20 protein-coding genes are annotated in these 26,324 nt (G+C 51.6%); 12 read left to right on the top strand and 8 right to left on the bottom strand.

The genetic code is table 11. From position 1 onward, the window contains the following. The first annotated feature begins 54 nt into the window (after positions 1–54). The 6 genes from JUF13_RS14465 to JUF13_RS12645 all read left to right on the top strand — a co-directional run bounded on the left by JUF13_RS14465 (position 55) and on the right by JUF13_RS12645 (position 12,878). Positions 55–903: a MucBP domain-containing protein gene (locus tag JUF13_RS14465; protein WP_203639976.1), complete on the top strand. Its 849-nt coding sequence runs from the start codon at positions 55–57 to the stop codon at positions 901–903. A gap of 426 nt (positions 904–1,329) precedes the next feature. Continuing rightward, a complete protein-coding gene (locus tag JUF13_RS12660; RefSeq protein WP_203639975.1) occupies positions 1,330–1,503 on the top strand; it encodes a hypothetical protein in 174 nt (57 codons plus the stop codon). 68 nt (positions 1,504–1,571) lie between these two features. Further along, positions 1,572–1,706, top strand: a complete 135-nt coding sequence (locus JUF13_RS14535; protein WP_268890208.1) for a hypothetical protein — start codon at positions 1,572–1,574, stop codon at positions 1,704–1,706. 51 nt (positions 1,707–1,757) lie between these two features. Further along, positions 1,758–2,246, top strand: a complete 489-nt coding sequence (locus JUF13_RS12655; protein WP_203639974.1) for a hypothetical protein — start codon at positions 1,758–1,760, stop codon at positions 2,244–2,246. A gap of 837 nt (positions 2,247–3,083) precedes the next feature. Continuing rightward, positions 3,084–10,097, top strand: coding sequence for a lectin-like domain-containing protein (locus tag JUF13_RS12650; RefSeq protein ID WP_203639973.1), 7,014 nt, complete (start codon positions 3,084–3,086; stop codon positions 10,095–10,097). A gap of 240 nt (positions 10,098–10,337) precedes the next feature. Next, a complete protein-coding gene (locus JUF13_RS12645; RefSeq protein WP_203639972.1) occupies positions 10,338–12,878 on the top strand; it encodes an AAA family ATPase in 2,541 nt (846 codons plus the stop codon). Positions 12,879–12,940: 62 nt separating this feature from the next. On the opposite strand, the gene JUF13_RS12640 is transcribed toward JUF13_RS12645, so the two are convergent. Continuing rightward, on the bottom strand, positions 12,941–13,459 hold the full coding sequence (locus JUF13_RS12640; protein WP_203639971.1) for a MarR family winged helix-turn-helix transcriptional regulator: 519 nt from the start codon (positions 13,457–13,459) through the stop codon (positions 12,941–12,943). A 150-nt stretch (positions 13,460–13,609) separates the two neighbouring features. Between JUF13_RS12640 and JUF13_RS12635 the strand changes: the two genes are divergently transcribed. Both JUF13_RS12635 and JUF13_RS12630 read left to right on the top strand, forming a co-directional pair. Continuing rightward, positions 13,610–14,545 carry an ATP-binding cassette domain-containing protein gene (locus JUF13_RS12635; protein WP_203639970.1) on the top strand — a complete coding sequence of 312 codons (936 nt, stop codon included), beginning with the start codon at positions 13,610–13,612 and terminating at the stop codon, positions 14,543–14,545. Positions 14,546–14,562: 17 nt separating this feature from the next. Then, positions 14,563–15,336 (top strand): ABC transporter permease, encoded by a 774-nt coding sequence (locus tag JUF13_RS12630; protein WP_203639969.1) that lies wholly within the window; start codon positions 14,563–14,565, stop codon positions 15,334–15,336. A 71-nt stretch (positions 15,337–15,407) separates the two neighbouring features. On the opposite strand, the gene JUF13_RS12625 is transcribed toward JUF13_RS12630, so the two are convergent. From JUF13_RS12625 to JUF13_RS12595, 7 genes are all read right to left on the bottom strand, one after another. Further along, complete coding sequence (locus JUF13_RS12625; RefSeq protein WP_203639968.1) at positions 15,408–16,229, bottom strand: aldo/keto reductase; 822 nt, start codon at positions 16,227–16,229, stop codon at positions 15,408–15,410. Positions 16,230–16,610: 381 nt separating this feature from the next. Next, positions 16,611–17,282, bottom strand: a complete 672-nt coding sequence (locus JUF13_RS12620; RefSeq protein ID WP_225893597.1) for an NAD(P)-dependent oxidoreductase — start codon at positions 17,280–17,282, stop codon at positions 16,611–16,613. A 30-nt stretch (positions 17,283–17,312) separates the two neighbouring features. Continuing rightward, positions 17,313–17,960, bottom strand: coding sequence for an NAD(P)H-binding protein (locus JUF13_RS12615; RefSeq protein WP_203639966.1), 648 nt, complete (start codon positions 17,958–17,960; stop codon positions 17,313–17,315). A 14-nt stretch (positions 17,961–17,974) separates the two neighbouring features. After that, the gene (locus JUF13_RS12610) at positions 17,975–18,925 is read right to left on the bottom strand and encodes a DMT family transporter (RefSeq protein WP_236002702.1); all 951 of its coding nucleotides are present in this window, start codon (positions 18,923–18,925) and stop codon (positions 17,975–17,977) included. A 68-nt stretch (positions 18,926–18,993) separates the two neighbouring features. Beyond that, the gene (locus JUF13_RS12605) at positions 18,994–19,371 is read right to left on the bottom strand and encodes a hypothetical protein (protein WP_203639965.1); all 378 of its coding nucleotides are present in this window, start codon (positions 19,369–19,371) and stop codon (positions 18,994–18,996) included. A 144-nt stretch (positions 19,372–19,515) separates the two neighbouring features. Next, positions 19,516–20,403 carry a LysR family transcriptional regulator gene (locus JUF13_RS12600; RefSeq protein WP_203639964.1) on the bottom strand — a complete coding sequence of 296 codons (888 nt, stop codon included), beginning with the start codon at positions 20,401–20,403 and terminating at the stop codon, positions 19,516–19,518. 171 nt (positions 20,404–20,574) lie between these two features. Next, entirely contained in the window at positions 20,575–20,931 is a 357-nt protein-coding gene (locus JUF13_RS12595) for a hypothetical protein (RefSeq protein WP_203639963.1), read from the bottom strand. Between the two features lie 282 nt (positions 20,932–21,213). Here JUF13_RS12595 and JUF13_RS12590 point away from each other — a divergent pair, with 282 nt between their 5' ends. The 4 genes from JUF13_RS12590 to JUF13_RS12575 all read left to right on the top strand — a co-directional run bounded on the left by JUF13_RS12590 (position 21,214) and on the right by JUF13_RS12575 (position 25,870). Continuing rightward, a complete protein-coding gene (locus JUF13_RS12590; protein ID WP_203639962.1) occupies positions 21,214–23,469 on the top strand; it encodes a BspA family leucine-rich repeat surface protein in 2,256 nt (751 codons plus the stop codon). A 192-nt stretch (positions 23,470–23,661) separates the two neighbouring features. Then, positions 23,662–24,222, top strand: a complete 561-nt coding sequence (locus JUF13_RS12585; RefSeq protein ID WP_203639961.1) for a hypothetical protein — start codon at positions 23,662–23,664, stop codon at positions 24,220–24,222. Positions 24,223–24,252: 30 nt separating this feature from the next. After that, entirely contained in the window at positions 24,253–24,816 is a 564-nt protein-coding gene (locus JUF13_RS12580) for a hypothetical protein (protein WP_203639960.1), read from the top strand. 133 nt (positions 24,817–24,949) lie between these two features. Then, positions 24,950–25,870, top strand: a complete 921-nt coding sequence (locus JUF13_RS12575) for a hypothetical protein (RefSeq protein ID WP_203639959.1) — start codon at positions 24,950–24,952, stop codon at positions 25,868–25,870. Positions 25,871–26,324: the final 454 nt, after the last annotated feature.

Raw genomic sequence — 26,324 nt, 5'->3', positions numbered from 1 at the left:
TCACTACCACTATAAAGTAATAGAGGCATAAGAGCATCCCGTCGGATAACTCTTATGCCTCTAAGCTTAGTATTTTTTTGGATTGTCCAAAGGTACGATATCGGTGAGGCGGCTGAGCCAGTCACGGTGACCTATCAGGATGAGCAAGGCCAGGAACTGGCGGCCAGTCAAACATTGAATGGGGATATCGGTGATGCCTATCAGACGGAAGCCGCCACGATCCCTGGGTATGAGCTGACGGAAACGCCTGTCAACGCTCAGGGGACGTTTGGCGAAGAGCCAATCACTGTGACCTATATTTATCGCAAACCGGTCCCCGTACCACCGGTTACCCCGCCAGTCCCGAATCCGACACCGAACCCGACACCTAATCCACAACCGGTGCCCACCCCGGCGCCGGGGCCGAAACCAACCCTGCCGGCCATTAAGCAAGGTCGCGTGACGGTGCATTATCAGACTGCTGGGGGGATGCCGGTTCATAGCGATACCCGTGTTGTTGGCCAGTTGGGGAGCGGTTATCGGACACAACCCTTGCCGCTAGCGAACTATCATGTCGTTGGCCGCCCAACGAATGCTGTCGGAATCTTTGGCGAGCAACCGGTGGATGTGACCTATACCTATGCGCCTAATGTGGTGAGTGGTGGCCAAGGAGATGGTGGTGAGCCGGCCGAACCACCTTTGCCAGTTGAGAGCGGAACAGCGAGTGGCAACGGCCAGACTGACCAGCCGACCACGACGCTGCCAATCCAGGTGGGGAGTACATTTGCAACCGCGATGCAATCTAAAAAACACCCGATGGCTTTGCCCACTACGAATGAGCGGGTCACGCCGATTCATTGGCTAGGTTGGGGAGTCTTGGTTGCCTGTCTTGGTGGCTGGTGGTTTAAACGACGTCGACAGTAGGGATATAGGCGCATGACTGAAGGGGGAGGACAGGCTATTTCAAACGGATTAGTGCTGGTCCTGCAGTAAGATAGATACTGGTTCATCAGATTCTTAGTAAATAGATTCGCCGGCGGGAGATACCGAAAGATGGGCAAGTAGTCTTTTCGATTCGGAGCCGCCTCGCGCATTGGGGGGGCTTGCCATTCGGAAAATTGTCGGTAATGTCACGTAAACAGGGTGAGACTGAAAACAAACTTCCAGTCTCACCCTGTTTGCGTCATTCTTTTGAATGTCTTGTTAACGAGATTTTTAAAATCGGCCTAACTGCAACTATATGCGAGTCGGTTTGCAAGGAAAAACACCCTGTTACCTGATGTATCAAAGAGCAATACGTTGTCGTATACTTAAACCGTTAAAAATTTTAAGTATCGGGGATGATGTGTCATGAAATTAGGAAAAATTGGTCGGTTACTTGGTATTGTCATTTTGGGATTGTTACTAGGTGTTGTCACAGGAACTAGCGTCACAGCGCCTACAAATGCCAGCGCGGCGACGAAAGCCATTTCGTTTCGTGAGGCTAAGCGAATTCTGAAAAATCCGGGTATGCTTCGGAGTTAGGCTATGCCGAGCTAAAACATAAGACGCACGCCAAGACTATTATTTATACATATCCGGGGGCCAAGGGGATGGATAAATTCAGTCTGCATCCTTATGGGAAATCGCGGGTTAAAATCTATGCATCGTTCGGGACGCTAGAAACGGGTCACTTTACTAAAATCAGTTATGTTCACTTGCCTAAATACAAGGTCGTTAAAAGATAGTCTCAATCACCGGTGAAAAATTTCAAACAACGATTAATGGAGATGGATTAGATGCGCGTGAAACAAATCGTCATTATAGCAATCGCTGCACTTGGACTAACCCTTGCTGGGGGCCAGGTGGCAAATGCTTCAGTGCATTACACGAATGGGATGCCCAAACAGTTAGTGGGTAAGTATTGGCGGAGCAAGATTAAACGGGGGACTGGCCGAGATGGCTATCCGAAAGGTTATCCCAAGTTTCTTTACGCTCACGGAACGAAACATAGTTTTAGGGTCAAAGCTTCCATGGCTGAAGGATTAGGAATCTATAAGCATGTCAGTTACTACAAAGATGGGGCTAGACACTGGTATTTAGCCGAAGACAATATCCATCAAGCGGGTGGGGACTATGACTATTTCGAGGTTAAGCTAAGCAAGTCACGTAAGACGCTGACGGTTAGCAATCTATTCTTTGATAAGGACTGGAATAGTCATCGAACGTATACCAAGATGCACCGCTTTACCCATTTTCCTAAATGGCATGGTCATGCGGCCAAGTAAGCTTTAAAGAGGAGTCAAAGAGAACACGAGATGTGCTGCGATTAAAAGGCATACGTCTCGTGTTTTTGTGATCACGAGGCGCGAGCGCTCCGGCTAAATTGCATATTTAATAGCAGAAGCAGGTTGATTAATTCAGCCTGTTTTTTATGCGCCAAATAGAAAATCAAATACAGCTTGGGAGATGGTGAGATTTAGACAAAATTGAGGTAACCATCAAGAAAACAGTTCACCGTATGGGTAATAGAAACAAACTATAAATTCTCAGCGATTTTTCCTAATAAAATAAAAATATTTATTTAAAAGCAAACCGGCTACAGAATGATGTACGGCGCTATACAACACCTTTGGTAACACATGGAATCGTTTGTAACTACGACTAAATTCGAAACACAAACGTCTTGAATGTTGGTCCTATCACACTTATAATAATACTGCAATTGAAATAGGCACGAAAAGGTTATTTGAAGCGACGGTTTCAGGCTAGAATGTTTATAGCTTGTTATTTATCTGTGAGGCAGTGCCGTCGGGTTTATGTACAAATCTGGCAGAATGATGACTGAACGGCTCGTTTTCAACAGACCGTTTCAAATGAGCAAAAGCAAACATGCTTTTTAAATTCCAAGGAATTTCTCGAAAGAAGTGACTAAGTTCTTGCGGGATACCACGAGTTAATCATGAGGACTATCGGTAGGTTAACCAATGAAAGGCAATTTTACTAACTGGTCGCCGGCAATAATATCTTGACTATCGGTTATTGGAATTGCCAATCGAATTCTGGGGATGGATTTATTTTAAATAAATAAGTATTCGGTACCATTTAAAAGGGAGAGGTCAAGCTTGAGACAAAAAGTAGCAAATCAAAATGCGAAGAAGAACTTCATTTTATACAAGGGACATACGGGCTGGAAAATTAAGACCCGTTTATTTGGAACGCTTTTAGTTGGTTTTTCTGCGTTAGCTATCGCAGAAAGCACGGGCGTTGTTGACGTCCATGCCGCAACGGGGGATGATACCCCAGTGGCGGATACATCCTCAACATCAACACCAAAAATGACGGGGAGTGCGACGCTTAGTTCTAGCAAGACTGATGGGACGACGCCAGCAACAACGACGCCAGCGACAACGACGCCAGCACCAACGACGCCAACAACACCAACGACGCCAACAACACCAACGACGCCAACAACACCAACGACGCCAACAACACCAACGACGCCAACAACACCAACGACGCCAACAACACCAACGACGCCAACAACACCAACGACGCCAACAACACCAACGACGCCAACGACGCCAGCAACGCCAACAACACCAACGACGCCAACAACGCCAGCAACACCAACACCTGCAGGTACGGCCCCAACACCTACAGCACCTGCAACGCAATCATATTCTCTAGCGTCTATAAGTCCTGAATCAGAGGATATCTCTGCTAGTGTCGTAGCAGCAAGCGCAACTGCTGACGCCGCTACGGCTGCTAAGCAGTATCAAACCTTAACGCCAGACCAATCAATGACAGTTGGCAAGACGGATGGGTCCGGTGTGACGTTATCTGGTAGCCAGGTTCAGGACCACTTTACGGATAAACTCGAAAATCTTAGTAATAATAAAAATGTCGACTTGAACGATCCTAAGACTGCTGCTGCAGTTTCTTCAGCGAATACGTCGATTGTGGCGGCTGACCCTAATGGTGTTTGGCAGTTGACGAAACCTGGTGTGCATTATTACATTGATCCCAATAATCTTGCTGCCGGTCCAGTTAAAATAACTGACGGCCCCCAGGTTGCCCACGTCTCCTTTGAAAATGAAATTGATTTTGGCCATGACTTTTCGATGTCTGGTGCTTTGGGTATTGGGACAAACACGGGTGGAGCTGATGGTGTCGGTATTGTGTTCGCACCCGGCGATCCAGAATATGCAACGACAGGTAAGAGCGGTGGTAATTTAGGCTTAGGCGGGTTGAATAATGCCTTTGCCTTCGTTTACGATGAGTTTCATAACAGTGGTACCGACACGAGTGGCGTTACTGACCCTGGTTCAGGGGCATACTTTGGCTGGCGGTCCACGAATGCCAATGGGGTTATTCAAAACGTTACTAACTCGAATGATTGGAAAGCAGCTAGCTCATTTACCATAAGTGACCGACTTGTAGACTTCGATATGAGCTATGTCTCGAGTACTAACATGTTAACCGTGACCATCCTGGGCCAAAAGTTCACCCGAGATCTTACTGGCATCGACACTTCAAAAGGTTATTCTATTTCAATTGCGGCTTCAACTGGGCAAGACAAGAATGATTACTCCGCCAGAATTGACAGCTTTACCTATACCCCAAAGACGGCGTCAGTGAATGTCAAAGTGGCGACTGCATCTGGAGATGTAAGTACCACGACGCCAGTCACTGCCAACATTGGGGATACCATTTCGGTGTTCTCGACGAAGGAAGCAGCGGAACGGGCAGTGGCCGCAGATCCAACGCTGGATCCTAGCCTGGTGACGGTCATTCCTGCAAGCACGAATAACAATGTTTATGTTGTTGATGGCGACCAAACCAGTGCCAGCAATGGGACGGTTCACGCCTCAAGCCTTGCTGATGCATCGTACTACAGCTACAAGGTGACTGGGAATGCTACCCAAGCTTTTAGTGTACCTGTCAGTCAAGCCTTTACAGCCAATGTTACACCAGTTGATTCGGTGACTGGGGACGCAATTCCTGGCGTGGCTCCTATCCAAGTGACGACGGTTGCTGGTAAATCAACTGTGGTTCAGTTCCCAGGTTATACGCCTGTGACGGTTGAGCTGAATGCCCCAGCTGCCGGCGAAACGGTTGCCAATGATAAAGTGAAAATTAACACAAGTACAACAGCATCGACGGAAACGGATGTTGCTAATCCAATCGAACACTATTACACGGCTGCCGGTGAAACGATTGATGGGACCCCAGTTACGGCCAAGGTAACTGTAGGAACGAACCAATCCGTCACGGATGCGCTTAATGCGCAACAACCTATCGGGTCGGATGGTAAAGTTATCACTGACGGTAGCACGCCAGCCTACACTTGGTCGACCGTTCCTAATGCCGCTGTGACAGATTCCACGGATTCTTCGGCGGCTCAGGATAGTAAGAGTATCTTGGTTCCAACTCAATCGACGCTAGACTACTGGATTCAAAAGGCAACTGACAATCAAGCCGCTGCCGATACTGAAAAGGCTGCAGCGCAAGACATCTATGATAAATTTGTTGCTTCACCCGACATCACGGCTGATCAAAAGGCTGCCGCAAAGAGTTTACTGGATTCCGTGAACGCAGTCTATGAGAACCTATCGAAGACCAATGCGGATGCTAAAGCGTCCCTGGAGGCTGCGAAGAATTCAACGGATCCTGCAACCATTGTTAAAGACAGTCAGGCTGGTTATGCCGGCATTAGTGGCATGGATACGTCACTCAGTGAATTCAAAAACGATGTAGATAACATGTCGACGACTAACGCTGCAACCCAAGCTAGCATGGTGAGCTTTAAATCTTGGTCACAGGACTACGGGACGCCATTAGAAAATCCTAAAGTTATTTTTGGTGATGGTTTTAGTACTACTCCGGTCTCTGATGACCAAGTAGCGGGCTTATTTGCCGATCCAGCTAACTTCTATTACGTTGATGCACTTGATTCAGATACGTCGGTTACGCCAAAAGATGTGGGTACCTACTACTTCAAATTAACGGAAAAAGGGCGGACCTATATTAAGAACTTAACGCCAGACAACCCGAATGCTGGGCTCTACGTTTCTGGGACGGTCACGATTAACCCCGTAGCTGCGGCACCAACGATTAAAGACATTAGTGTGGTGTACGGTGCAGAGCCAAAGATCACGGGTAGTTTAGGATCGGATTTAGCAAATACAGACGATCCACTTACTCAGGATGATTTTGAAATTATTGATAATGCTACTAAAGAGGTTGTTTCGAGTAATCAGCTACAAGCTGGCGGTGACTACACGATTCAATACACCACTGATGCACAGAACAATTTGAAGAAAGACACGAATTATACTTTTGGTAATTTTGGAACGGCCAAGTTAACCGTTACTCCAGCGGCTGGCAACGTGGCTGTAACGGGGACCAGTGTGACTTATGGTGATTCATTACCAAGTTTGTCAGTCTCAGTTAATGGGGCACCGGCTACTGCGTATACTGCGGACAATTTCGAGTTTGTTGATACAACGACAAAATCAGTGGTAACTGCTGCTAAATTACCAGCTGGTAGCTACACGGTACAATTAACCCAAGCTGCTCAGGATGCTTTGAGCGCGGCCAATGGCAACTTCAAACTTACTTTTGGGACAGGTACATTGACCGTGAACAAGCGGACAATTACGGTGAACATTAATGATGTCACTACTTATAGCGACGGCTCAGCACATGGTGCGAATGGGTTTAACATTGCAGCAGGTGATAAGTTAGTCGATGGCGAATCGAGTGATGAGCTCGGTGTTACACTAAACCCAATCTCTGAGACTGATATCGGGACGTACACAATTACAGGAAAGTCTGATTCAGCGAACTATGCCGTTACCGTTAACAGTGGGACACTGAAGATTTTGGGTCAGACTGATGATGGTAAGGGTAATAAGACAACCACTGAAAAAGATGCAGCTGGTAGCGTGGTTCGGATTGATAAGCAGTGGGCTGATGGCAGCGAAACAATTTACAAGAATGACAATGGTAAGCTGACAGTAACGGATAAAAAGGGCGACAAAACGCTTGACCAGCAGACGTTTAACCCTGCTGGAGATTCGCTTACGCTGACTGACGACCCGAATACGAACACTATCGTTGCCCTTGATCCTACGTCTAAACTGCCAATGTTCTCGCATGAGACAACGGCGACAAATGAGGCTGGTGATACCACCACAACGACGGACGCTGAAGGCAACGTTGTTAAAGTCGTTAAGCAGTGGCCCGATGGTACCCAAACGACGTACAAGTATGATACCTTGAATAAGGGAAAGCAGACGGTTACGGACAGCAAAGATGGCCAGACGGTTGACGAAAAGACACTTGTTACCGATTCTAAGCCTGGAACCACTGATTCAACGGCAACTGTGTCGAATGGTGATGACATTCAAACCATCGTTAACGTAAGTACACCAGGCGCAACACCAACGTTTGAGCATGACACGACCGTGACGACGAAAGATGATTCTGGAACCGTTACTGCTACAACGAAAGACGATGCTGATCATGTCGTCAAGGTCGTTAAGAAGTGGACCGATGGTAGCCAAACGACGTACACGGATGTTAATGGTCAACGGACAGTAACTGAAGAAAAAGATGGTAAGCAGGTTGACCAAAAGACCCTCGTTACCGATCCTAAGACCGGAATCACTGATCCGGCAACGTTGGAGACTGGTGATGGCGTTCAAACCATCGTTAATGCTGGCAAATCAGGCGCAGCACCAACGTTTGAACACGATACGACTCAGACGACGAAAGATGATGCTGGAAACACTACTGCTACAACGAAAGACGCCGACGGCAAAGTTGTTAAAGTAGTCAAGCAGTGGACTGATGGCACGCAAACGATTTACGCGGATGACAATGGTACGCGGACGGTAACGGAGAAAAAAGGCGACCAAACGCTTGGCCAACAGACGTTTAACTCTGCTGATGATCCGCTTACGCTGACTGACGATGCGAATACGAACACTATCGTTGCACTTGATCCTACGGGCAAACTGCCAACGTTCTCGCATGAAACAACAAAGACGGATGGTGATACTACTACAACGACGGACGCTGAAGACAACGTTGTTAAAGCAGTTAAGAAGTGGCCCGATGATACCCAAACGACATACACGTATAATCCAGTCACTAAGGTTCAGACCGTAACTGGAGAAAAAGATGGTAGTGAACCCAAACCGTTTGCGACCGATCCTACGACCGAAAAGCCTGCAACAACGGCAACTGTGTCGAACAGTGATGACATTCAAACCATCGTTAACGTAAGCAAACCAGGCGCAGCACCAACGTTTGAGCATGACACGACCGTGACGTCGAAAGATAGTTCTGGTAACGTTGTTGCTACAACGAAGGACGATGCTGAGAATGTCGTCAAGGTCGTTAAGACGTGGCCAAATGATGATAATACAACCAGTACGACGACGTACACGTATGATCCAGGCACTAAGGCCCAGACGGTAACTGAAGAAAAAGATGGTAAGCAGGTTGACCAAAAGACACTCGTTTCCGATCCTACGACCGGAATCACTGCTAAGGCAACGTTGAACAGTGGTGCTGCTGCTCAAACCATTGTTAACCCTGTCGAACCGGGTAAGATGCCAACGTTTGAACACGATACGACGGTGACGTCGAAAGATGATTCTGGAACCGTTACTGCTACAACGAAGGACGATGCTGGTGATACTGTCCAAGTCGTTAAGAAGTGGTCCGATGGTACCCAAACGACGTACACGCTTAATCCGTCCACAGGAAAAGGTGTTGTGAGTGAACAAAAGAACGGGAAAACGGTCGTCGACTCACAAGAGATTTCCGCTGATTCTCCTAAAGTAACTATTGCTGATGATGATAAGACGAGTACTATCGTTACCTATGATCCTACGACCAAACTGGCAACGTTTGAACATGACACGACGGATACAACGAAAGATGATTCTGGAGTTGTTACTACTGTGACAAAGGACGATGCTGGTAATGTCATCAAGGTCGTTAAGACGTGGCCAAATGATAATAGTACGACGACGTACACGTATGATCCAACCAGTCATAACGCGACGATAACTGAGGTAAACAACGGGAACCAGACCGATCAGCACAAAGATATTTCTTCTCCTTCGACGACCACGTTGAAGAGTGGGGATGGCGTTGAAACCATCGTTAACACGGGACAACAACCAGGTGACATGCCAACGTTTGAGCACGACACGACGGTGACCGCGACTGATAAACTTGGTAACGTGACTGCCACGACGACAGATACTGATGGCAACATCGTCAAAGTCGCCCAGCAGTGGAAAGATGGTAGTGAGACCATCTACACCAACGATCATGGCACTCAGATGGTAACGGAGCTAAGAAACGGGAAGACGGTTGCTCAGAAGACAATTGAACCAGTTGTTGACCCCGACAATCCCGATGCTACCAAGCCAACGGAAGTGACCCTGTCGGATGGTGCTGGTGGGACCGCCACTATCAAACTCCAAGATGGCGTGCCAACGTTTACACATGCGCCAGCTGTCTACAGTGCGGGTGTTAGTGCACCAACCTCAGCGACGGCCGCCGATAAGATCGTGACGTTTACCAAACAATGGTCTGATGGTCTTCAAGTCGTTTACACGTATGATCCAGTAAGCGGTAAACGGATGATTCAGGAGTTGGACAACGGCAAGCTCGTTGAGCAACGCACGATTACACCAGGTGTCTTACTGGCAGTTCTGTCTGACGGCAAGGGTGGGTCAACCACCATTGAGTTTGGCGAGGACGGCGCAGTCGCTCCAACCTATTCACGTCGGCTTGATGCCGTTAGCCACTATGGCGCGTCACAGAAGAAGCCAGCGAAGAAGCTCGATGCAGCCCAAAACAACAATGGGCGTAAGGAAGCAGCCGCTGCGAAGCCACTGGCTCAAACTGAAACGACTCGTCGGGTTAATGGCGCACTGGCGGCTAAGGCCGTTGCCACTAGCCATGAGTCGCAACAGAACGGTCAACCGGCAGCGCAACAGTCAACAGAGTTGCCACAAACGGGCCAAAAGAATGAAGGTTTCTTGGCTCAGTTAGGTGCGCTCTTATTGGCATTGCTGATTACCCCATTTGTTCGTCGGCGCTCACATTAACTTGATTGACTAGAACTTTCAGAAATACAGATACACGAAGAGGCCGTCTCGAGTTGTGGGACGGCCTTTTTCGTGCGAGTAGGTCGTGTGAAACCGCCCGGTCATCAGGGGCGAAGGCGTTCAAAGCCAGCAGCCAAGAAAAGATTTCTAAATTCCAGTTGCATTCCTTGACTATAACGTTACGGGATAGTTTAAAATGATAAGTATGATGAAGAGAACAAAACACAAAGGTGGGCAAGTATGACAACGAGTGAAAAACAACGTGAACATATTAGTGTACGTGGTGGGAACGTCCATAATTTAAAAAATATTGACGTGGACATTCCGTTGAATCAGTTCGTGGCAATCTCAGGTCCCTCGGGCTCCGGGAAGAGTTCGTTGGCCATGGGGATCTTGTACGCGGAGGGCTCCCGGCGGTACCTGGAGGCGCTATCCACCTATACCCGACGGCGAATCGGGCAAAGCAAGCGGTCACAGGTCCAGGAAGTGCGGCACATCCCCTCCGCGATTGCCCTGCGGCAGCGGCCGGGAGTGCCTTCCGAGCGCTCAACGGTGGGATCGATGAGTGAGCTGTTTAACGTCGTGCGCCTGATTTTCTCACGCCTCGGTTCGATGGTTTGTCCCAACGGCCACCGGATTGCGCCCAGCTTGAAAGTCGCTCAGGCCATGGATCTCCCGGGTGGCGCCGACAGCAAGATGGGCATCGTGACCTGTCCCGAGTGTGGCGTCGAATTTATGGCGAAATCGGCCGAGGACTTTGCCTTCAACTCCGGCGGTGCTTGCCCCGAATGCCACGGGACGGGGACGGTTCAGACCTTGGACGAGGCTAAGCTGATTGGCGACGAGAGCCTCAGTCTGGCCGAAGGGGTCGTGGCCTCCTGGCATTTGCCTGGCCGAAACTTTATGCCGACGGTGGCGGAAACCTTGGGCGTGCGCATCAACGTGCCCTACAAGGACCTCACTGACCGGGAGAAGGACATTGTCCTCAACGGTGCCAAGAAGCAGTATCCCGTGGACTTCCGGACCTCGACCGGACGGGTTTTCCATACCGACAACACGCTGTATGAGAACGCCCACGAAGCCGTTTACGATTCCCTGAAGACGGTGAAGAGTGACCGAGCCATCAAGAAGGTCAACGAATTTTTCCACTTTTCCGTGTGCCCAACCTGTCATGGGACGCGGCTGAATCCAGAACTCTTGACGCAATTAGTTGGCGGTAAAAATATTGCCGAGGTGTCCGACCTGACCCTGGGGTCCTTGTCCGAGTGGCAAGCGGCGGCGCAAAAAGAGTTGCCCGCTGAGATGAAGGCCATGGCTGACGTCCTCTTCAAGAATTTAACGGACACGTTGCGGCCCTTGCTGGAACTGGGGCTGGACTACCTGACCTTGTCGCGGAACGGCAACACGTTGTCGACCGGGGAACTCCAACGGCTCCAATTAGCCAAGACCATTCGGACGGAGACGACCGGCGTTTTGTACGTGTTAGATGAACCTTCCATTGGGTTGCATCCCGATAATGTTAAGGGACTTATCCGCATCTTCCGGGAACTGATTGCCCAAGGAAATTCCTTGGTCGTGGTCGACCATGAAGTCGACATCATTTCAGCGGCCGATTGGGTGATTGAGATTGGCCCTGGGTCGGGGGATGCCGGCGGTCAGATTATTGCCGAGGGCACGCCCAAAAATCTAGTGGGAAATCCGCAGTCGCTGATTGGTCCCTACATTTCGGGTCAGGCGAAAATCATGCACGACAAGGTGCCCGCTAGTCGGAAGGCCAGTGAGCTCACGACGCAGTTTGCCGTGCAGGATTACTTTAATCTACACGACATTGCCGTGACCATTCCTGGCAACGAAATCACCGCGGTCACCGGGTTCTCCGGTGCCGGTAAGACCAGCTTGATTTTGGACAGCCTGGTGCCGGCCATTCAGGCGGCAAATACCCAGGCGGCGCTGCCCAAACAGGTGACGACCCTGAAGACCCATTTGAAAGACGTGGTGTCCGTGGATGCCAAGCCGATCGGGAAGAATGCCCGCTCGACGATTGCCACCTACACCACCATCATGGATAATCTGCGGCGGATGTTTGCCAGTTTGCCGGAAGCCAAGGCCAAGAAGTTTGGCCTCGCTTACTTCTCGTATAATAACAAGCAGGGGGCCTGCGAACAGTGTGGCGGACTGGGCACGATTACCCTGGATATTCAGTATTTGCCGGACATGGAAGAGGTCTGCCCGTACTGCCACGGCGCGCGGTACAAGGACGAGATTCAACAGATTCGCTGGCACGGCTACAACATTGTCGACCTGCTGAACTTGTCGGTCCGTGAGGCATTGTCCGTCTTTGAGTCGGTGCCGAAGATTGAGAAACAGCTCCAGTTGCTGGATGAAATGGGACTGGGCTACCTGCATCTAGGCGAAAGCACGCCAAGCCTGTCCGGTGGGGAAGCCCAACGGTTAAAGCTCATGAGCCACTTGAACAAACGCCAGGGCAAGACCCTGTTTATCTTCGACGAACCCTCCGTCGGCCTGCATCCCCAAGACGTGCAAACGCTACTGGGCGTGATCAACAGCCTGAAGGCCAAGGGCGCCACGATTATCATCATCACGCATGACCTCGACCTGATGACCAACGCCGATTACCTGATCGATCTCGGTCCCAAGGGTGGGCAAGCCGGTGGCCGATTGATGGCTAGCGGTGAGCCGCAACAGCTGATCAAGACGGGCAAGAGCCTGACGCTGGATTATTTGAAGGCGCATTTTGAAAAATTCCATTTAGCTGAATAAATCTGTACGACAAAAATACGGTCAGTCCCGCGGGACCAACCGTATTTTTTGACTCGCATGGATTAAAGAAACCAATCCCGCAACCAATCCGACACGGCCTGCTGGACCTTGCCAGACTTGGTATCGTCGGCGGTATTGATTTCGTCATACAGGCTGGCATTGAGCTTCGTCAGGATGCTGGTGAACTGATCCAGCTCGGTATCCGTCAAGGCGTTCAGAAATTCGGGCACCTTGGCCGTTTCCGTGTCCGCGGCGGTGCGGCCCAGGTCCGTCAGGCGGATGATGGTTTTGCGCCGGTCCGTCGTGGACTTTTCCTTGGTCACCAGGTCCTTTTTGACCAGTTTATTAACAAACTCCGCGGTCGATTGGACCGTTAAATTGAGGCGCGTCGCCAGCTCTTTTTGTGAGAGGCCGTCGTCTTGGGACAGGGCCAGTAGAATCTTGCCTTGGCCCTGAAAGCGCAGTGGGCGCTCGCCCTTATCCGTGTGGTTGCGGTGGGCTATTTCGTCGGCGGTGTGTCTGATCATGCCGAACTCGATCAGCTTGCCCGCCGCATTTTTTTGTTTTTCTAAATTAGGCATAAGACCGTCCCCCTGTTGCCATTATACCCGACAATGCCGAGAGCGGGTGCAACATTTTTTTCCAAACGGTTGACAAATTCATCAGGGGGCCTTATTATAATTTTAGTCAGGGGGACCTGATTAAAAAGCAAAACTAAGAAGGCAATCAATATGACAATTAAAAACGCAATTGAAGTTAGTCATTTAACGAAAAAATTTGGCCAGAAGCTGGCCGTCGATGATGTGTCGTTTAACGTGCGGCAGGGTGAGGTCTTCGGGCTGCTCGGGCCAAATGGGGCGGGGAAGACCACGACGCTGCGCATGCTGACGACGCTACTCAAGGCCGACGCGGGTCAGGTCAAAATCTTTGGTCACGACACGGTCAAGGAGGGCCGGCTGGCACGGTCGCTGTTTGGCCTGACCGGGCAATACGCTGCAGTCGATGAGGACATTTCCGCGCGGCAGAACCTGATGATTTTTGCCCGGCTCAACGGCCTATCCCGGCCGGACGCCAAGCAACGCACGACGGAATTACTGCACGAGTTTTCCTTGGAGAATTCCGCGGATAAGGCGTTAAAGGACTTTTCCGGGGGGATGCGGCGCCGGTTGGACCTGGCCGTCAGCCTGATTACGCGGCCGGCCCTGATTTTCCTGGATGAACCCACGACCGGGTTGGACCCGCGGACACGCACCCAGATGTGGGACACGATTCGCCACCTGGTCCAACAGGGGTCAACGATCGTGCTGACCACACAATACCTCGACGAGGCCGACCAGCTGGCCGACAACCTGGCCATCATCGACCACGGCAAGCTGGTGAAAACGGGGACGCCCGCCGAACTCAAGCAGCAGATTGGCGGCACACGTCTGAACTTCACGGTCGACCAGAGCACGCAGGTCGGCGCGGCCGTGAAGCTGGTGGCGGCCCAAGTGGCGGACGCCGTGCAGCAGACCGGGCAACAACTGAGCGTGCGGTTAACGCAGATGGCGCAGGCGGCACCAATCTTAACGGCGCTGAACCAAGCCAAGATTACGATTAGTCAGCTGGCCGTTCAAGAACCATCGCTCGACGATGTCTTCTTGAATCTGACCGTCGGCAAGAATTAAGAAAGCGGGTTATCAATATGGATGTACAAACACACAGCGGCAATTTATTCATGAACACAGCGACCATGGCTTACCGGAACTTACTGAAGACCGTGCACAATCCGGATCGATTCATGGATGTGATCATCCAGCCGGTCATGTTCATGCTCATGTTTGGGTATTTATTCGGTGGGGCCATCGCCGGTGGGGTGCAGGCCTACCTGCCGACCATCGTCCCCGGTATCCTGATGCAGACCATGCTGTCGGCAGCTTCCGGGTCGGGCGCGCAAATCAGAGAGGACCTCGACTCCGGCGTCTTTGACCGCTTCAAGTCCCTGCCAATGGCTCACGTCGCACCATTAGCCGGGCAACTCTTTGCCGATAGCCTGCGCCTACTGATGGCGACGGTGGCGTCACTGACCACCGGCTACCTGATGGGCTGGCGGCCAGCCGTTGGGTTTGGCTGGGTCGTTGCCATCGCTGGCCTGGCCATCGTGACCGGCTGGGCCTTGTCCTGGCTGTTCGCGTTGTTGGGCCTGCTGGCCAAGAGTGCCGGGGCCGTGCAGAGCGTGTCCCTGATGACGATGCTGGTGCTGTCCTTCATGTCTAACGCCTTCGTTCCCCTGAAGTCGCTGACCAAGCCGCTCCGGTTCATCGCGCACCTGAACCCCGTGACCTACGTGATCACCGCTATTCGCCAGATTCTAGCCACCGGGAGCTGGACGCACGAGGCCCTGTTGGTCTTGGCATTTGACCTTCTCATCGTTGCCATCTTTGCGCCGCTGGCCGTTTGGGCTTACGACCGGAATTAAAGAATCCTGTTAGCACAAAACGACTAGTCCGAAAATCTCGGGACTAGTCGTTTTGTCGTTGCTATCAGCGTTTAGTAGACATCCTCACGCATGGATTGCGGCCAGTCCTTGATGGAGTGGTGCCGGTCGAATTGGCGGAGACTGTCGATTTCAGCTTGGGTGAGGGTAAAAGTCGTCGCGTCAAAGTTGGATTGAATATGGGCGAGGTTGGTGGACTTGGGGATGGTGACGATGCCTTGTTGGGTCAACCAGCGCAGGAGCACCTGGGCCGGAGCTACGTGGTACTTTTCCGCCAACGCGGTCACGGCGGGGAGGATCATCATTTCACGGCCAAAGTTTTCTCCCAGTGGCGCCCAGGATTCGTGGACGATGTCGTGGTCCAGCAGGTAGGGATGCATCTTGGCCTGTTGCCAGAAGAGGTGGGTCTCAATCTGGTCGATGACGGGTTTCACTTGTGTGTTGGCCAACAGGTGGTCAATCTGAGCGCTGTTAAAGTTGCTCAACCCAATCGCCCGGACCTTCCCCGCCTGATAGGCTTCCTCCAGGGCGTGGTAGGTTCCCAGGCTGTTGGCGGTTGGCCAGTGAATAATGACGAGGTCAAAGTAGTCGTGACCAAAGCGTTGTAGAGACGCGTCTAAGCCTTGAACCGTGGCCGCGTAGCCATCCGTTTGGGTCTTGGTCGTCACGAAGAATTGGTCGCGGGCCAGGTCGCTGTGAGCAATCGCGGCACCGACGCCGGCCTCGGTCCCGTAGACCTGCGCGGTATCAATGCTGCGGTAACCAATCTGAATGGCCTTGGCGACGTTTTCCTCGGTGATGGCCGGGGGCGTTTGGAAGGTTCCGTAGCCCAGGACGGGCATGGTGACGCCGTTGTTGAATGTGATATTTTCCATGAGAAGCACTCCTTTAAGTGAAAGTTTTTGATTGCCCTTAGATTACACGTGATTCAGCTATAGGTAAAATTCCTAGATTACATAGATTCTATTCGTAAAATGAATACCTGGTGCTTTTGTTCGCCAATACGAAAAAGCGCCATCCCAGTCTCTTCTATAAGCACACAGAGCGGGGTGGCGCCATTTTTGTCAGGCCGTGGTCGGCGGCATTTTTGCAATTTCAGCCGTCACGGTTTTAACAAATTCCGCCACGGTTGGCGGTAACTGGTGATTCTTCCGGTAAATTAGAGTGTGTTGCGTTAACGGCAAAAATAGAGACGAAAAACGCGCCTGGAGAAAATTCCAGACGCGTTTGTTAGGCTAGTTTAGCCAGTCAATGGTCTAGTACCGCTGCGTTGGGTGCGGATTGTCTCCCGAGAACAACGTGACCTGTTGCTGGTCATACCGGTCATGTTCAATGATGTCCAGCATGCCCTTAGCAAAGTCGGCATAGGTGATGTAGTCCTGGTGACCGTCGTCAGGGTTTTGGGAGGACGCCGGGTGGAAAATATCGCCGGTAACATGGTAGGTCCCGGTACTGTGGCCAGCGGGATCAAAGTTATACGTTGGCGTCACGTAGGTCCAGTGAACGGTCGTTTCGCCTTGCAGAATGGCCAGTCCTTCTGCGTGAATGGTGCACAGGTCCTGCATGTAAGCCGGATAATACTGCGGCAATTCCTGGAGGACGTGGGTGCGGGCGTCGTTAATGAAGAGCGTACTGGCGGCGCCCACCTTGAGGTAGTGAATCGGGGTACCCCGCAGTAGGGCGACGACGTGTGCGAGTCCCGCCGCGTGGACGATTTCCGTAGCCGGCGTCCAAGCACCCACGGCATCGACGATGGCATCGACGCCCACCAGGTCAGCAGGGGCCAAATCAAACATATCCTTGATGATGATTTGGGGGTTCTGCCGTTCGGCGTGTTGTCGGTGGGCAATGCCAATGACCTGATGCCCCCGCTTATTAGCGAGACGCATCACCCGTTCACCCAGTCGACCATAGGCGCCAATAATCATAATTTTCAAGCTAAGACTTCCTTTGTCTGTTTAGTAAAAGCTGGGTTTCGCACCGTCAGTATTGGGTTCACTGATGCCCACGGATTGGTGGATGGCTTGGCTGTCATCCAGAATGAGGCTCGTGAGGTAGGCGGCCACGCTCTGACGGGAAACCTCGGTGCCCTTAAAGGCTTGACCCTTTTGCGTCAGTTCGTAGCTCACGACAGGCTTGTCGGAGAACCAAGCCGGGCGAACAATCGTGTACTGGAGGCGACTGGTTTCAATGACCTTGGCACCCGCAGCGTAGGCTGTCAGGGTCGACCCCAGCATTTGCGCGTTCCACTGCCCGTATTTTCCAGGAATCTCGTTGTAGATGCCATTGGCAGAAATCCAAATGATCCGCTCGAGTTGTGCCGCCGTCATGGCCGTCACCACGGCCTGGGCCTGTTGTTTCAGGTTGGCGCCGTACAGGTTGGCATAAACCAGGTCTTGGCCCTGCATGGCAGCGGTCAGTTGTGCGGTATCCTTGACCACGTCGGCCACAACCACGGTGACCCGACTATCGTTGCGAATGTCTGCGGCTAAACGGTCGGGGTGCCGCACCAGTAAGGTGAGTTGGACCCGAGTGTCGTCAAGCAAGTTACGCGTTACCAGAGTTGCGATGGACCCAGAAGCCCCAAGAATTAAAACTTTTTTCATGATTAAATATCCTCCTAAAATGTCAGCAATTTTACGATTAAAACACCCATGAACATGATTATTAAGCCAATTATTTTAGCACGGGACAGTCGGGCGACCTGTGAGCCAAACAGCCCGAAATGCTCTACTAAGGCGCTGAAGACTAGTTGGCCAAACAGGGCGAGCACCACGACCTGGCCTGTCCCAATGAGGGGAACCAGCCAGGAGCTGCACAGGACGTACAACGCCCCAATCACGCCGCCGAACCAGATCCACCAGTAACGGGGGCCTTGTTGAAAAGCCAATTTAAGGTTGGCCAGGCGAGCCCGGGTGACCAGGTTTACCAGAATCAGGCAGAGCACGCCGATGCTAAATGAAATAAAGGCGGCGTGAAGCGGCGACTGCAGGACCGTTCCCAGATACCCGTTGATGGCGGTCTGCATGGCCATGAGCATGCCGGCCAGCACGGCGAAGAGTTGATAGAACAGCTGGGAACTACGCTCAGGTTTTGAGGTGGCGGCCTTCAGCAACGGGTCTCGGGGGGCAAAGATGCCGAGTGAGAGCACGACCCCGCCGACAATTAGCAAGAGCCCAATAATTTTGGAGAGGGTCAACGCATTGGTGGGTGAGTGAAAGAGGCCAAATTGGTCGATCACTACGCTCATGATGATCTGCCCCATAATGGGTAGCACGGTCGTTTGTAGGCTACCAATCTTTTGAAATAACACGACGTTGCCGGTCAGGGCGATGGCGCCGAAGAGGCCGCCCAGCCAAAGCCAGCCGGGCCCGTGGGTCATCACGGCCCCACTGATCAGGAGTGGTTGGTGGGTTACCCCGCTGAGAATGAGTAAGAACAGCCAAGCTATCAGAAAGGAAAAGCCGGATGAGAGGTAGGGTGAGCCGATGAAGCCTCGGAGCTTGGCGTTGACCGCCGTTTGCATGGCGAGACCAATGCCCATTACTACGGGAAAAGTTAAGAGTAACACGCAATCACTTCCTTTAATTTTTGAGTCTAGTTCTATCTTACCGGGCGGGACAGTGAAAACCAATTCGACTAACCAATCCAATCAATCGGTTTTCCCGATAGTTCCCAATCCCGGTAGAGTTGCCAACAATCCGGCTCCCGGATGAAGGTGAGCTGGAGGGTGACCGGTGTTGCCTGGTGCGGGTGCTCGGTCAGCCGGGCGGTCAGGTGGACCAGCCCCCGGGTGCCAACTAACTGGTCCAGCGTTGGTGCGGTGAAGTGGTCATAGATTAAGCCCTCATTTTGAATGGCATCGATCCAATCGTATTTTGCCTGTGGGGGTACCTGTGGTGTGCGGCGTTCGACCGTGGGGGCGAGGTGGTCGTTGAGCCAACAGATATCCTTGGTTGCCAGGGCAGTAGTGAGACCGTCGCAACAGGTCAATAGCGTGCTTGCTTCGGCTGTCATTACGGTCAACTCCTTTCGTCAATTTACTTACGAGTCTTATCATAGCGGCCAGGTCACTTGGAACCAATTGCGTCTCACGATTGGACCAATCGGCTAAACCGATGGATTAAAAAAGACCCGCCGGTTAGGGGCGAGTCGGAGTGATTAATCGAATTGGGCTTTTAAAATCTGAGCGAAGGTTTCAATGTAGTAACCGGAGTTATCCTTTTTCCAGTAAGCGTAGTAGTGTTGCGTCAGGTCTCGGCCGTGGTCGACCAGCTTGAGGACGCGGTTGGCCGTGGCGTTGATCTGACCGGCGGTGCGGCTATTGACCACGATGTAGCCCTGGCCCGTGGTGGCGAGCATTTGCGCCTCACCAAAGCTGGAGGCAATTTGAAAGGGACTTTGAATGCCCAAGACATCGCGGTAGTAGGCCTGATCCGAGGCGTATTCGTCGGTGCCGGTAATCAGGATGCAGGGCAGGTCGGCGAGCTCGGTGGTGTCGATGACGGTTTGGTCGCTGGCGAAGCTGTGAGGGGCGACCACGACCATGTAGTCGGCAGCGGTCAGAAATTCATTTTCAAATGCTGGCGAGAGCTCGTAGCGCTGGTCGGAAAAATTCAAATCCAGGTGGCCATCACGAATTCGGGTGAACAGCTCGGTATAGGAGTCACTGTGAATCTGGACTTTAACCTGGGGAAACTGGCGGGTGAACTCGGCGACGGCCTGGAGAAATTCGCGCGACCCAAACTTGCGGAGGTAGCCCAGCTTGAGCGTGTAGGCCTCGGCAGTGTTGGTCGCGATGGCTTTCGTTTGGGTGACGAGCTGGTTGACCTGTTCGAGAAGGACTTGGGCATGCTGGTAAAAGTAGTCGCCCGCGGCGGTCAGCTCGAAGCTGCGGCCTTTTCGCTGAATCAGGGTGACGCCCAGACTCGTCTGGAGCTCCTTGATTCGCTGGGAGAGGGAGGACTGGGACAGGTGGCATTCGATGGCGGCCTGCGTGTAGCTGTGATTCTTGACAACGGCAATGAAACATTCGATTTGACGAAACACGATACCAGCTCCTTTGACTGGACTTAGTTACTGTTCAGCATACCCGACTGGCGGGGGATTGCCAAGGGGTGCGGGGATGGCAAGGAGTAGCGAAAAACGGTCAGTCCTGATTGAAAAGGGATTGGCCGTTTTTGCGGGTACCTGATAGGGTGTGAAGATAATTAGGTTAACCTATTTCCCACTCAAGGCCTGGCCATAAACCCAGTAACGGTGCGTGGTGTGATTGGTGGTCGTCTGGATACGGTACCAGTTATACTGGGTCCCCTGATTGGCCATCAAATCAATTTTGACTCGGCTCCCAGCCTTGAGCTTGGCATGTTTCCAGCTCGTGACCTTGATGTGTGGATAATTGCTGTTGGGCTGATGATTGGTCAGCTGGAATTGCCGGTAGTTGCGTTTGATGGTCGTCGTGCCATGTGCTTGGTGGTAGCGCACAGCGCCTGTCATGGTGCTGGCGGAGCCGATGACCGGACTTAACCCCAGTGTGGCCAGTCCGACGACGCTTAAAAGTATGGTTGCTTTTTTCATAAAATAAACCCTCCCCAAATTTGTCCCCATGGAACGCCATTAAATATAGCATAAGTCCGGCGCATCTATAGCTACGTGGCAGAATGTTTGCCAAATCGTATAGATTCTGCGACGAAAGGTTGCGTGATAGGGATTACGATATTAATACAGATTGCCAACTAAAAAGCACTTAAAACGAAAGTCCTGATTTTGAGGCGTTGTGAGCTGAATTAAGTGGTGGCGCTATGCTACAATCAACACCAGAAATGATTGTTGGAATCTTGCTAGGTTGGGGGAGTCGGGATGGAGAAGAAACAAGTCGTCACGCTGTTTGCTGGATTAGTCGTTGGGACTAGCTTGGGATTAGGTGGACCGTCGGAGGGGTCATTGCTTGCATCGTCAGTGACCGTTCGGGCTGAGCCGCTAGCAACGAAGAGTTACAGTGGAACGATGGGAACCAACTGTCAGTGGTACTTGACCAATGACGGTGCTGGTCAGCATCTGGTTATTGATGGTGGGGATGGGGGAACCTTGCCGGATAAAAACTCAGTTTCGGGAGCAAATTATGATGAAGGCGTTATTATTCAGACACTGGCTAAAGGTCTGCCAGGAAACTTTCAGCTCCAACTGCGGTCAATCGAGCTAAAAGGCAAACTCAGGGCACCCCAAGATGCTAGCCTCCTCTTCGTTGGGCTGGGTGAGAATAGCACGTTTACGGGACTGACCAACCTTGATACGCATGAGACAACGAATATGACGGGGATGTTTAGCAATTTACACGTCAAACAGCTAGACTTGTCTGGCCTAGATACAGCGCAGGTTACAACCATGGATCATATGTTTGCGTCAACGTCGGTTAAGACCCTTGATTTTAGTCACTTTGATACAAGGAATGTGACCAACATGACCGGCATGTTTCGGGGGGCTGGACTGACGTACTTAGATTTGTCGGATCTTAATACGGCCAACGTGACACGGATGGATACCATGTTTGAAAACATGGAGGCATTGAAGTGGTTGAAAATTGGGTTTAACACAGCTAAGGTCACTAACATGTTGGATATGTTTGGTTATGATGAACAGTTGACAACTTTAGTAATCGATAAGGACAAGTTTAAAACTGGTCAGGTCGTCGATATGGCGGGGATGTTTGAATCCGACGGGGAGTTGCGTCACGTGGATGTGTCTGGCTTTGACACGCGACGGACCCGTTACATGAAGTACATGTTTGCCGGGATGACGAATCTGCAGTCCCTCGATTTAAAAAGCTTCGAGACTAAACAGGTCCAAGACTTTAGTCGGATGTTCAATAAAGACACTAGCCTGAAACGACTTGATTTGGCGAACTTTGAGACGGACTCGGTCCTGTCAGACCCCTATGATAAGGGGGAAGGGTTCGACGGGTTATTAGAAATGTTTGCCGGGGATAGTCAGTTGACCAGCTTAGACATTTCCAATTTCAAGGTGACACTGGATGCTAAGGCTAGTAAATATACTTATACGCTGGATATGTTCAATGGTGATGGGGCGCTTCGCAGATTGGTCTTGGGTCCCCGAATGCAGTTCTATGCGAAGGATACCTTATCACCCGTGGGCCTCTGGATAGATGCGGAGCAAAATCCACAACTGTCACCCGTACCAGTAACGGCCACGACCACGGGAAAGTGGCAGGCCGTGGGTGCCGGGACCGAGACTGATCCGTGGGGCGCCAAATATACCAGTGACGGTCTGATTGCGGCCTATACGGGCGATCACCGCCCGGCTGGCAGACAGGTTTACGTTTGGGAACCGGTTAATCGGCCCGTCCATCCCGTCACGCCACCCGTTCAACCGCCACTGCCGCCCGTTAAACCAGCCCCGGAACCTACGACGGGAGCGGACGTTTTTGTTGGCAGTAGTCTCACGGCCATTCGCAAACTCGGCCTCTACCGGCAACCGACGTTCACATCCCGGCAGCGCCTGACCTGGTACAAGAAGCAACCGCGGGGCCGGCAACCCCAGCTGGTGGTCATCGGTCAGCGGCTGTCACGGCATGGACGACCGCGGTATCGAGTCCGCGATGTCAATCATCAATCACCAACGTACCGGCTGACGGGCTATGTGACCACCCAGCCGGCTTACGTTCAGCCAACCTACTACTCGCCACGGCAGAGGGCCCGGGTCATCACGGTCATCAATCCGCGTGGGGTCAATCAGTATCGTCGCGCCAATCTAACGGGCAAGGTCCGCCACGTCCGGCAGGGCCAACGACTGCGGGTCAAACGACTGGTTCGCCATCATCTGACGACCCGGTTTTACTTGATGAACGGCCAGTACGTGACGGCCAACCGTCAACTGGTTCAGACGGGGCGGCAGAGCTATCCCCAGCATATCCGGACGAAACGGGCGATTGGCCTGTACCGGGATGCCAACTGCCAGCAGCGTAAGCGCCGCGTGCCAGTCGGACGGCGATTGGTCGTGCGTGGCTGGGATTTCTCGGATCACGGGACCCGGCGTTATCGCGTGGCTGGCGGGTTTGTCACGGCCAATCCACGCTTTGTTCGGCGTATTTTTAGCTAAATCAGTCATGACGAAACGTTCTCGACACCATGCCGGGAGCGTTTTTTGATTATTTTTGTTTGCCCGTCACCAAACGACAAATTGTGACACCGGTGATTGCTATACTTAAATTTGTTAGTTACATAAACATTTATCGTACCTAATAGATGTGCGAAACACGCTAACGGATTTGAAATTAAGGAGGAACACACGATGCGAATGACTCATATTTTTAGCGCGCTGATGGTCGCAACCACGATTGGCGCCACGGCGGCTATCACCGGCCCCGCCACGGTTCAAGCCCAAGCGGCGAAGACCAGTTTGGCCGCGTTTCCGAAGAGTATCCGGGGAACCTGGTACCACTACGAGGAAAACAATGGGTATTACTATAAGACGGTGACCATCGGGGCCAAGACGATGACGGTGAAGAACTACTTTGATGCCTTTGGGAAGAAGAAGGCCAAGTGGACCGGGACGCTACATACGACTAAGGACCAAGAAAACTTTAGAGAAGGCTGGAGCAATAAGAAGCTTCACTGGACCAGCGCCAAGAACGTTAAGGACGGCTATACCAAAGTCGTGGCTTACGGGATGTTCATGACTAATGGGGGCGGAACTTATAAGGTGATTCACAAGACCTATAAGGGCAAATCCGTTAAAGTGCTGTATAACAAGGCCGTCGTGAAAAACTGGGGTAAGCAGTTGGCGGACCACTATTACCAAACCAAGGCCCAAGCTAAATTCTTCAATCCAGTTGGTGCGTTACACAAATAAGTAATTCGGGAAATAAGGAGGAATACGACAATGAAATTTACCAACATGATGGGCGCACTCTTGGCGTCAGTTAGTTTTGGCGCGGTCTTGGCCGTTGCCAACCCCACAGTTGATGCGCAAGCTAGTGCCAAGATGAGTCTGGCTAGCGCGCCGAAGAAGTTCCAGGGAACTTGGTACTATTACCAGAATGGTCATTACAACCGCTACACGATTGCGGCTAAGACAACTTCGTACCGGAATTTCAAAGGGAAAAAGTGGGTCACGGGTTATAGCCAGATAAAGACTGCCAACTTGAATAAAAGCATGAGGAATATTAAAACTGGGAAACATAATACATTGCTATTTATGAGCAAGGGGTGGCTGCTTGATGAAGAATGGGCTAACCACACCAAGGCTTCTGCAATGGGGACGCCCGGAACGGAAGGCTATAAAATCGTCAAGCGCCATTATAAAGGCAAGACGATCAAGTCACTGTACGTGTACGCGATGTGGAACATCGGCAACGGCGAAGTCCACCTGCAACATTACTACAAGACCAAGGGCCAAGCGAAAGCCTTCAACCCAACCGGGGCAAGCGAAGACTTCACTGATTAAGTAGACGTGAACTAGAAAGATGACCACTCTCCAAGGAGAAATCCCGAGAGGCTGGTCATCTTTTTAATTTGCGCTAGACCGTGCGTTAATCAATTACGAATGGTAAAATTAGGTTCGTCTAGGAGGAGATTTCATGAACAAAAGATTGTTAGGATTAGGTATCGCACTGGTCAGTCTGGGTGGCGGCTTGAGCGTCAGTCAAAGCGTTTCAGCCAACCAGCAGTATTCGGCGGCTCGGTCACGTTCCGTGCGGTTGATGTGGCGGCGGAGTATGCGCCAGCACAGCTACACGGCAACCACCGGCGCCCGTTACTCGAAGCATCTAGGGCTGCGTTACAGCAATAATGACGTGACACCAACTGTGGTGTGGACGACGGATGCACACGAAAAGTTGTACAACAAGCGTAAAGGGACTACGCCGATTTACTATCACGTCAAATCGGCTGATGGGACGCTGAGTGGGTGGATCTGGCGCGGCTATTTGAAAGCGGCCACGACTGCGACGACGCCAGCAACGACCAAAACCACGACGCAACCGACCACAAAGCCAGCGACCAGCACCGATGACCAACTGGCTCTGAAAATTGCCAATAGTCTGGTCGGGGGTGTGAAGCCAGACGCCGCAACCATGGCACAGGCCAAGCAGGTCGCTTCGCAACTGGTTGGGCCAACCTACCATTTTTCTAGATCAACGAGCATTACGCCAGGCTTTTGGAATGGCCCGCTGACTAGCTGGCTGGGGTCGTCTGACAATGACCAATTTAGCAAGCTCTTGGCAGCCAACAATCTGACCTATGGCTTCGGGTATGACAAGACCCTCAGTACGGTGGTCGTCGGTAGCAAGGACGACGTGCTGAACGGCTTGGCATGGGAGACCTGGGTCGAGGATAATATGTTTGACGGCTCCGGGACCGATGGTGTGACGGAACAAAACTTCTACGTTCCCGCTAAAGTTGGGGTCGGCGTCAAACAGCTGGCCAATGGGGATTACGCGATGTTTAGTATCGTGCGGGTTCCGGCGTACTATGGCGAAATCGCCTTGTATGATGAATGAGTGATTACCGCTTAAATTAAAGTTCAGGATAGGACGTGCTTGCAGTTTGCAGGCGCGTCCTTTTAGGTTACCCTGAGCAACCTAAGGGCCAAAATTCAAGCGACACTGAACGTCAGAATCTCGACAGGTCATTAGCCGTATATACAATGAATCGGACACTAAATGCATAAAGTTCATGTTACAGATAATATAAGGCGTGATAATAACGATATATTAAGTGTAAACGCCTTGAATGTTTGTTGGGGCGCAACTATACTGTGAGTGCCATCGGGACCCAGTTAACGGTCCTGGCGAGCTTGGTTGCCGAGTTGCTGGGCGCGCGTTAGTCACGAATCGGGGGATGCAGATGACGGGTGGCATAAGGGTTGAACGAATAAACTCGCTGGATTAACGGACAAATCATGACGAATTTGTTCGAGATCGCTAGGATTCAGGTCACTGACCGCCGGATTTT

This window comes from Levilactobacillus wangkuiensis (assembly GCF_016861605.1).
Taxonomy (GTDB): domain Bacteria; phylum Bacillota; class Bacilli; order Lactobacillales; family Lactobacillaceae; genus Levilactobacillus; species Levilactobacillus wangkuiensis.
Note: the sequence above shows the minus strand (reverse complement) of the source record. Positions and strands in the feature narration are given on the sequence as shown.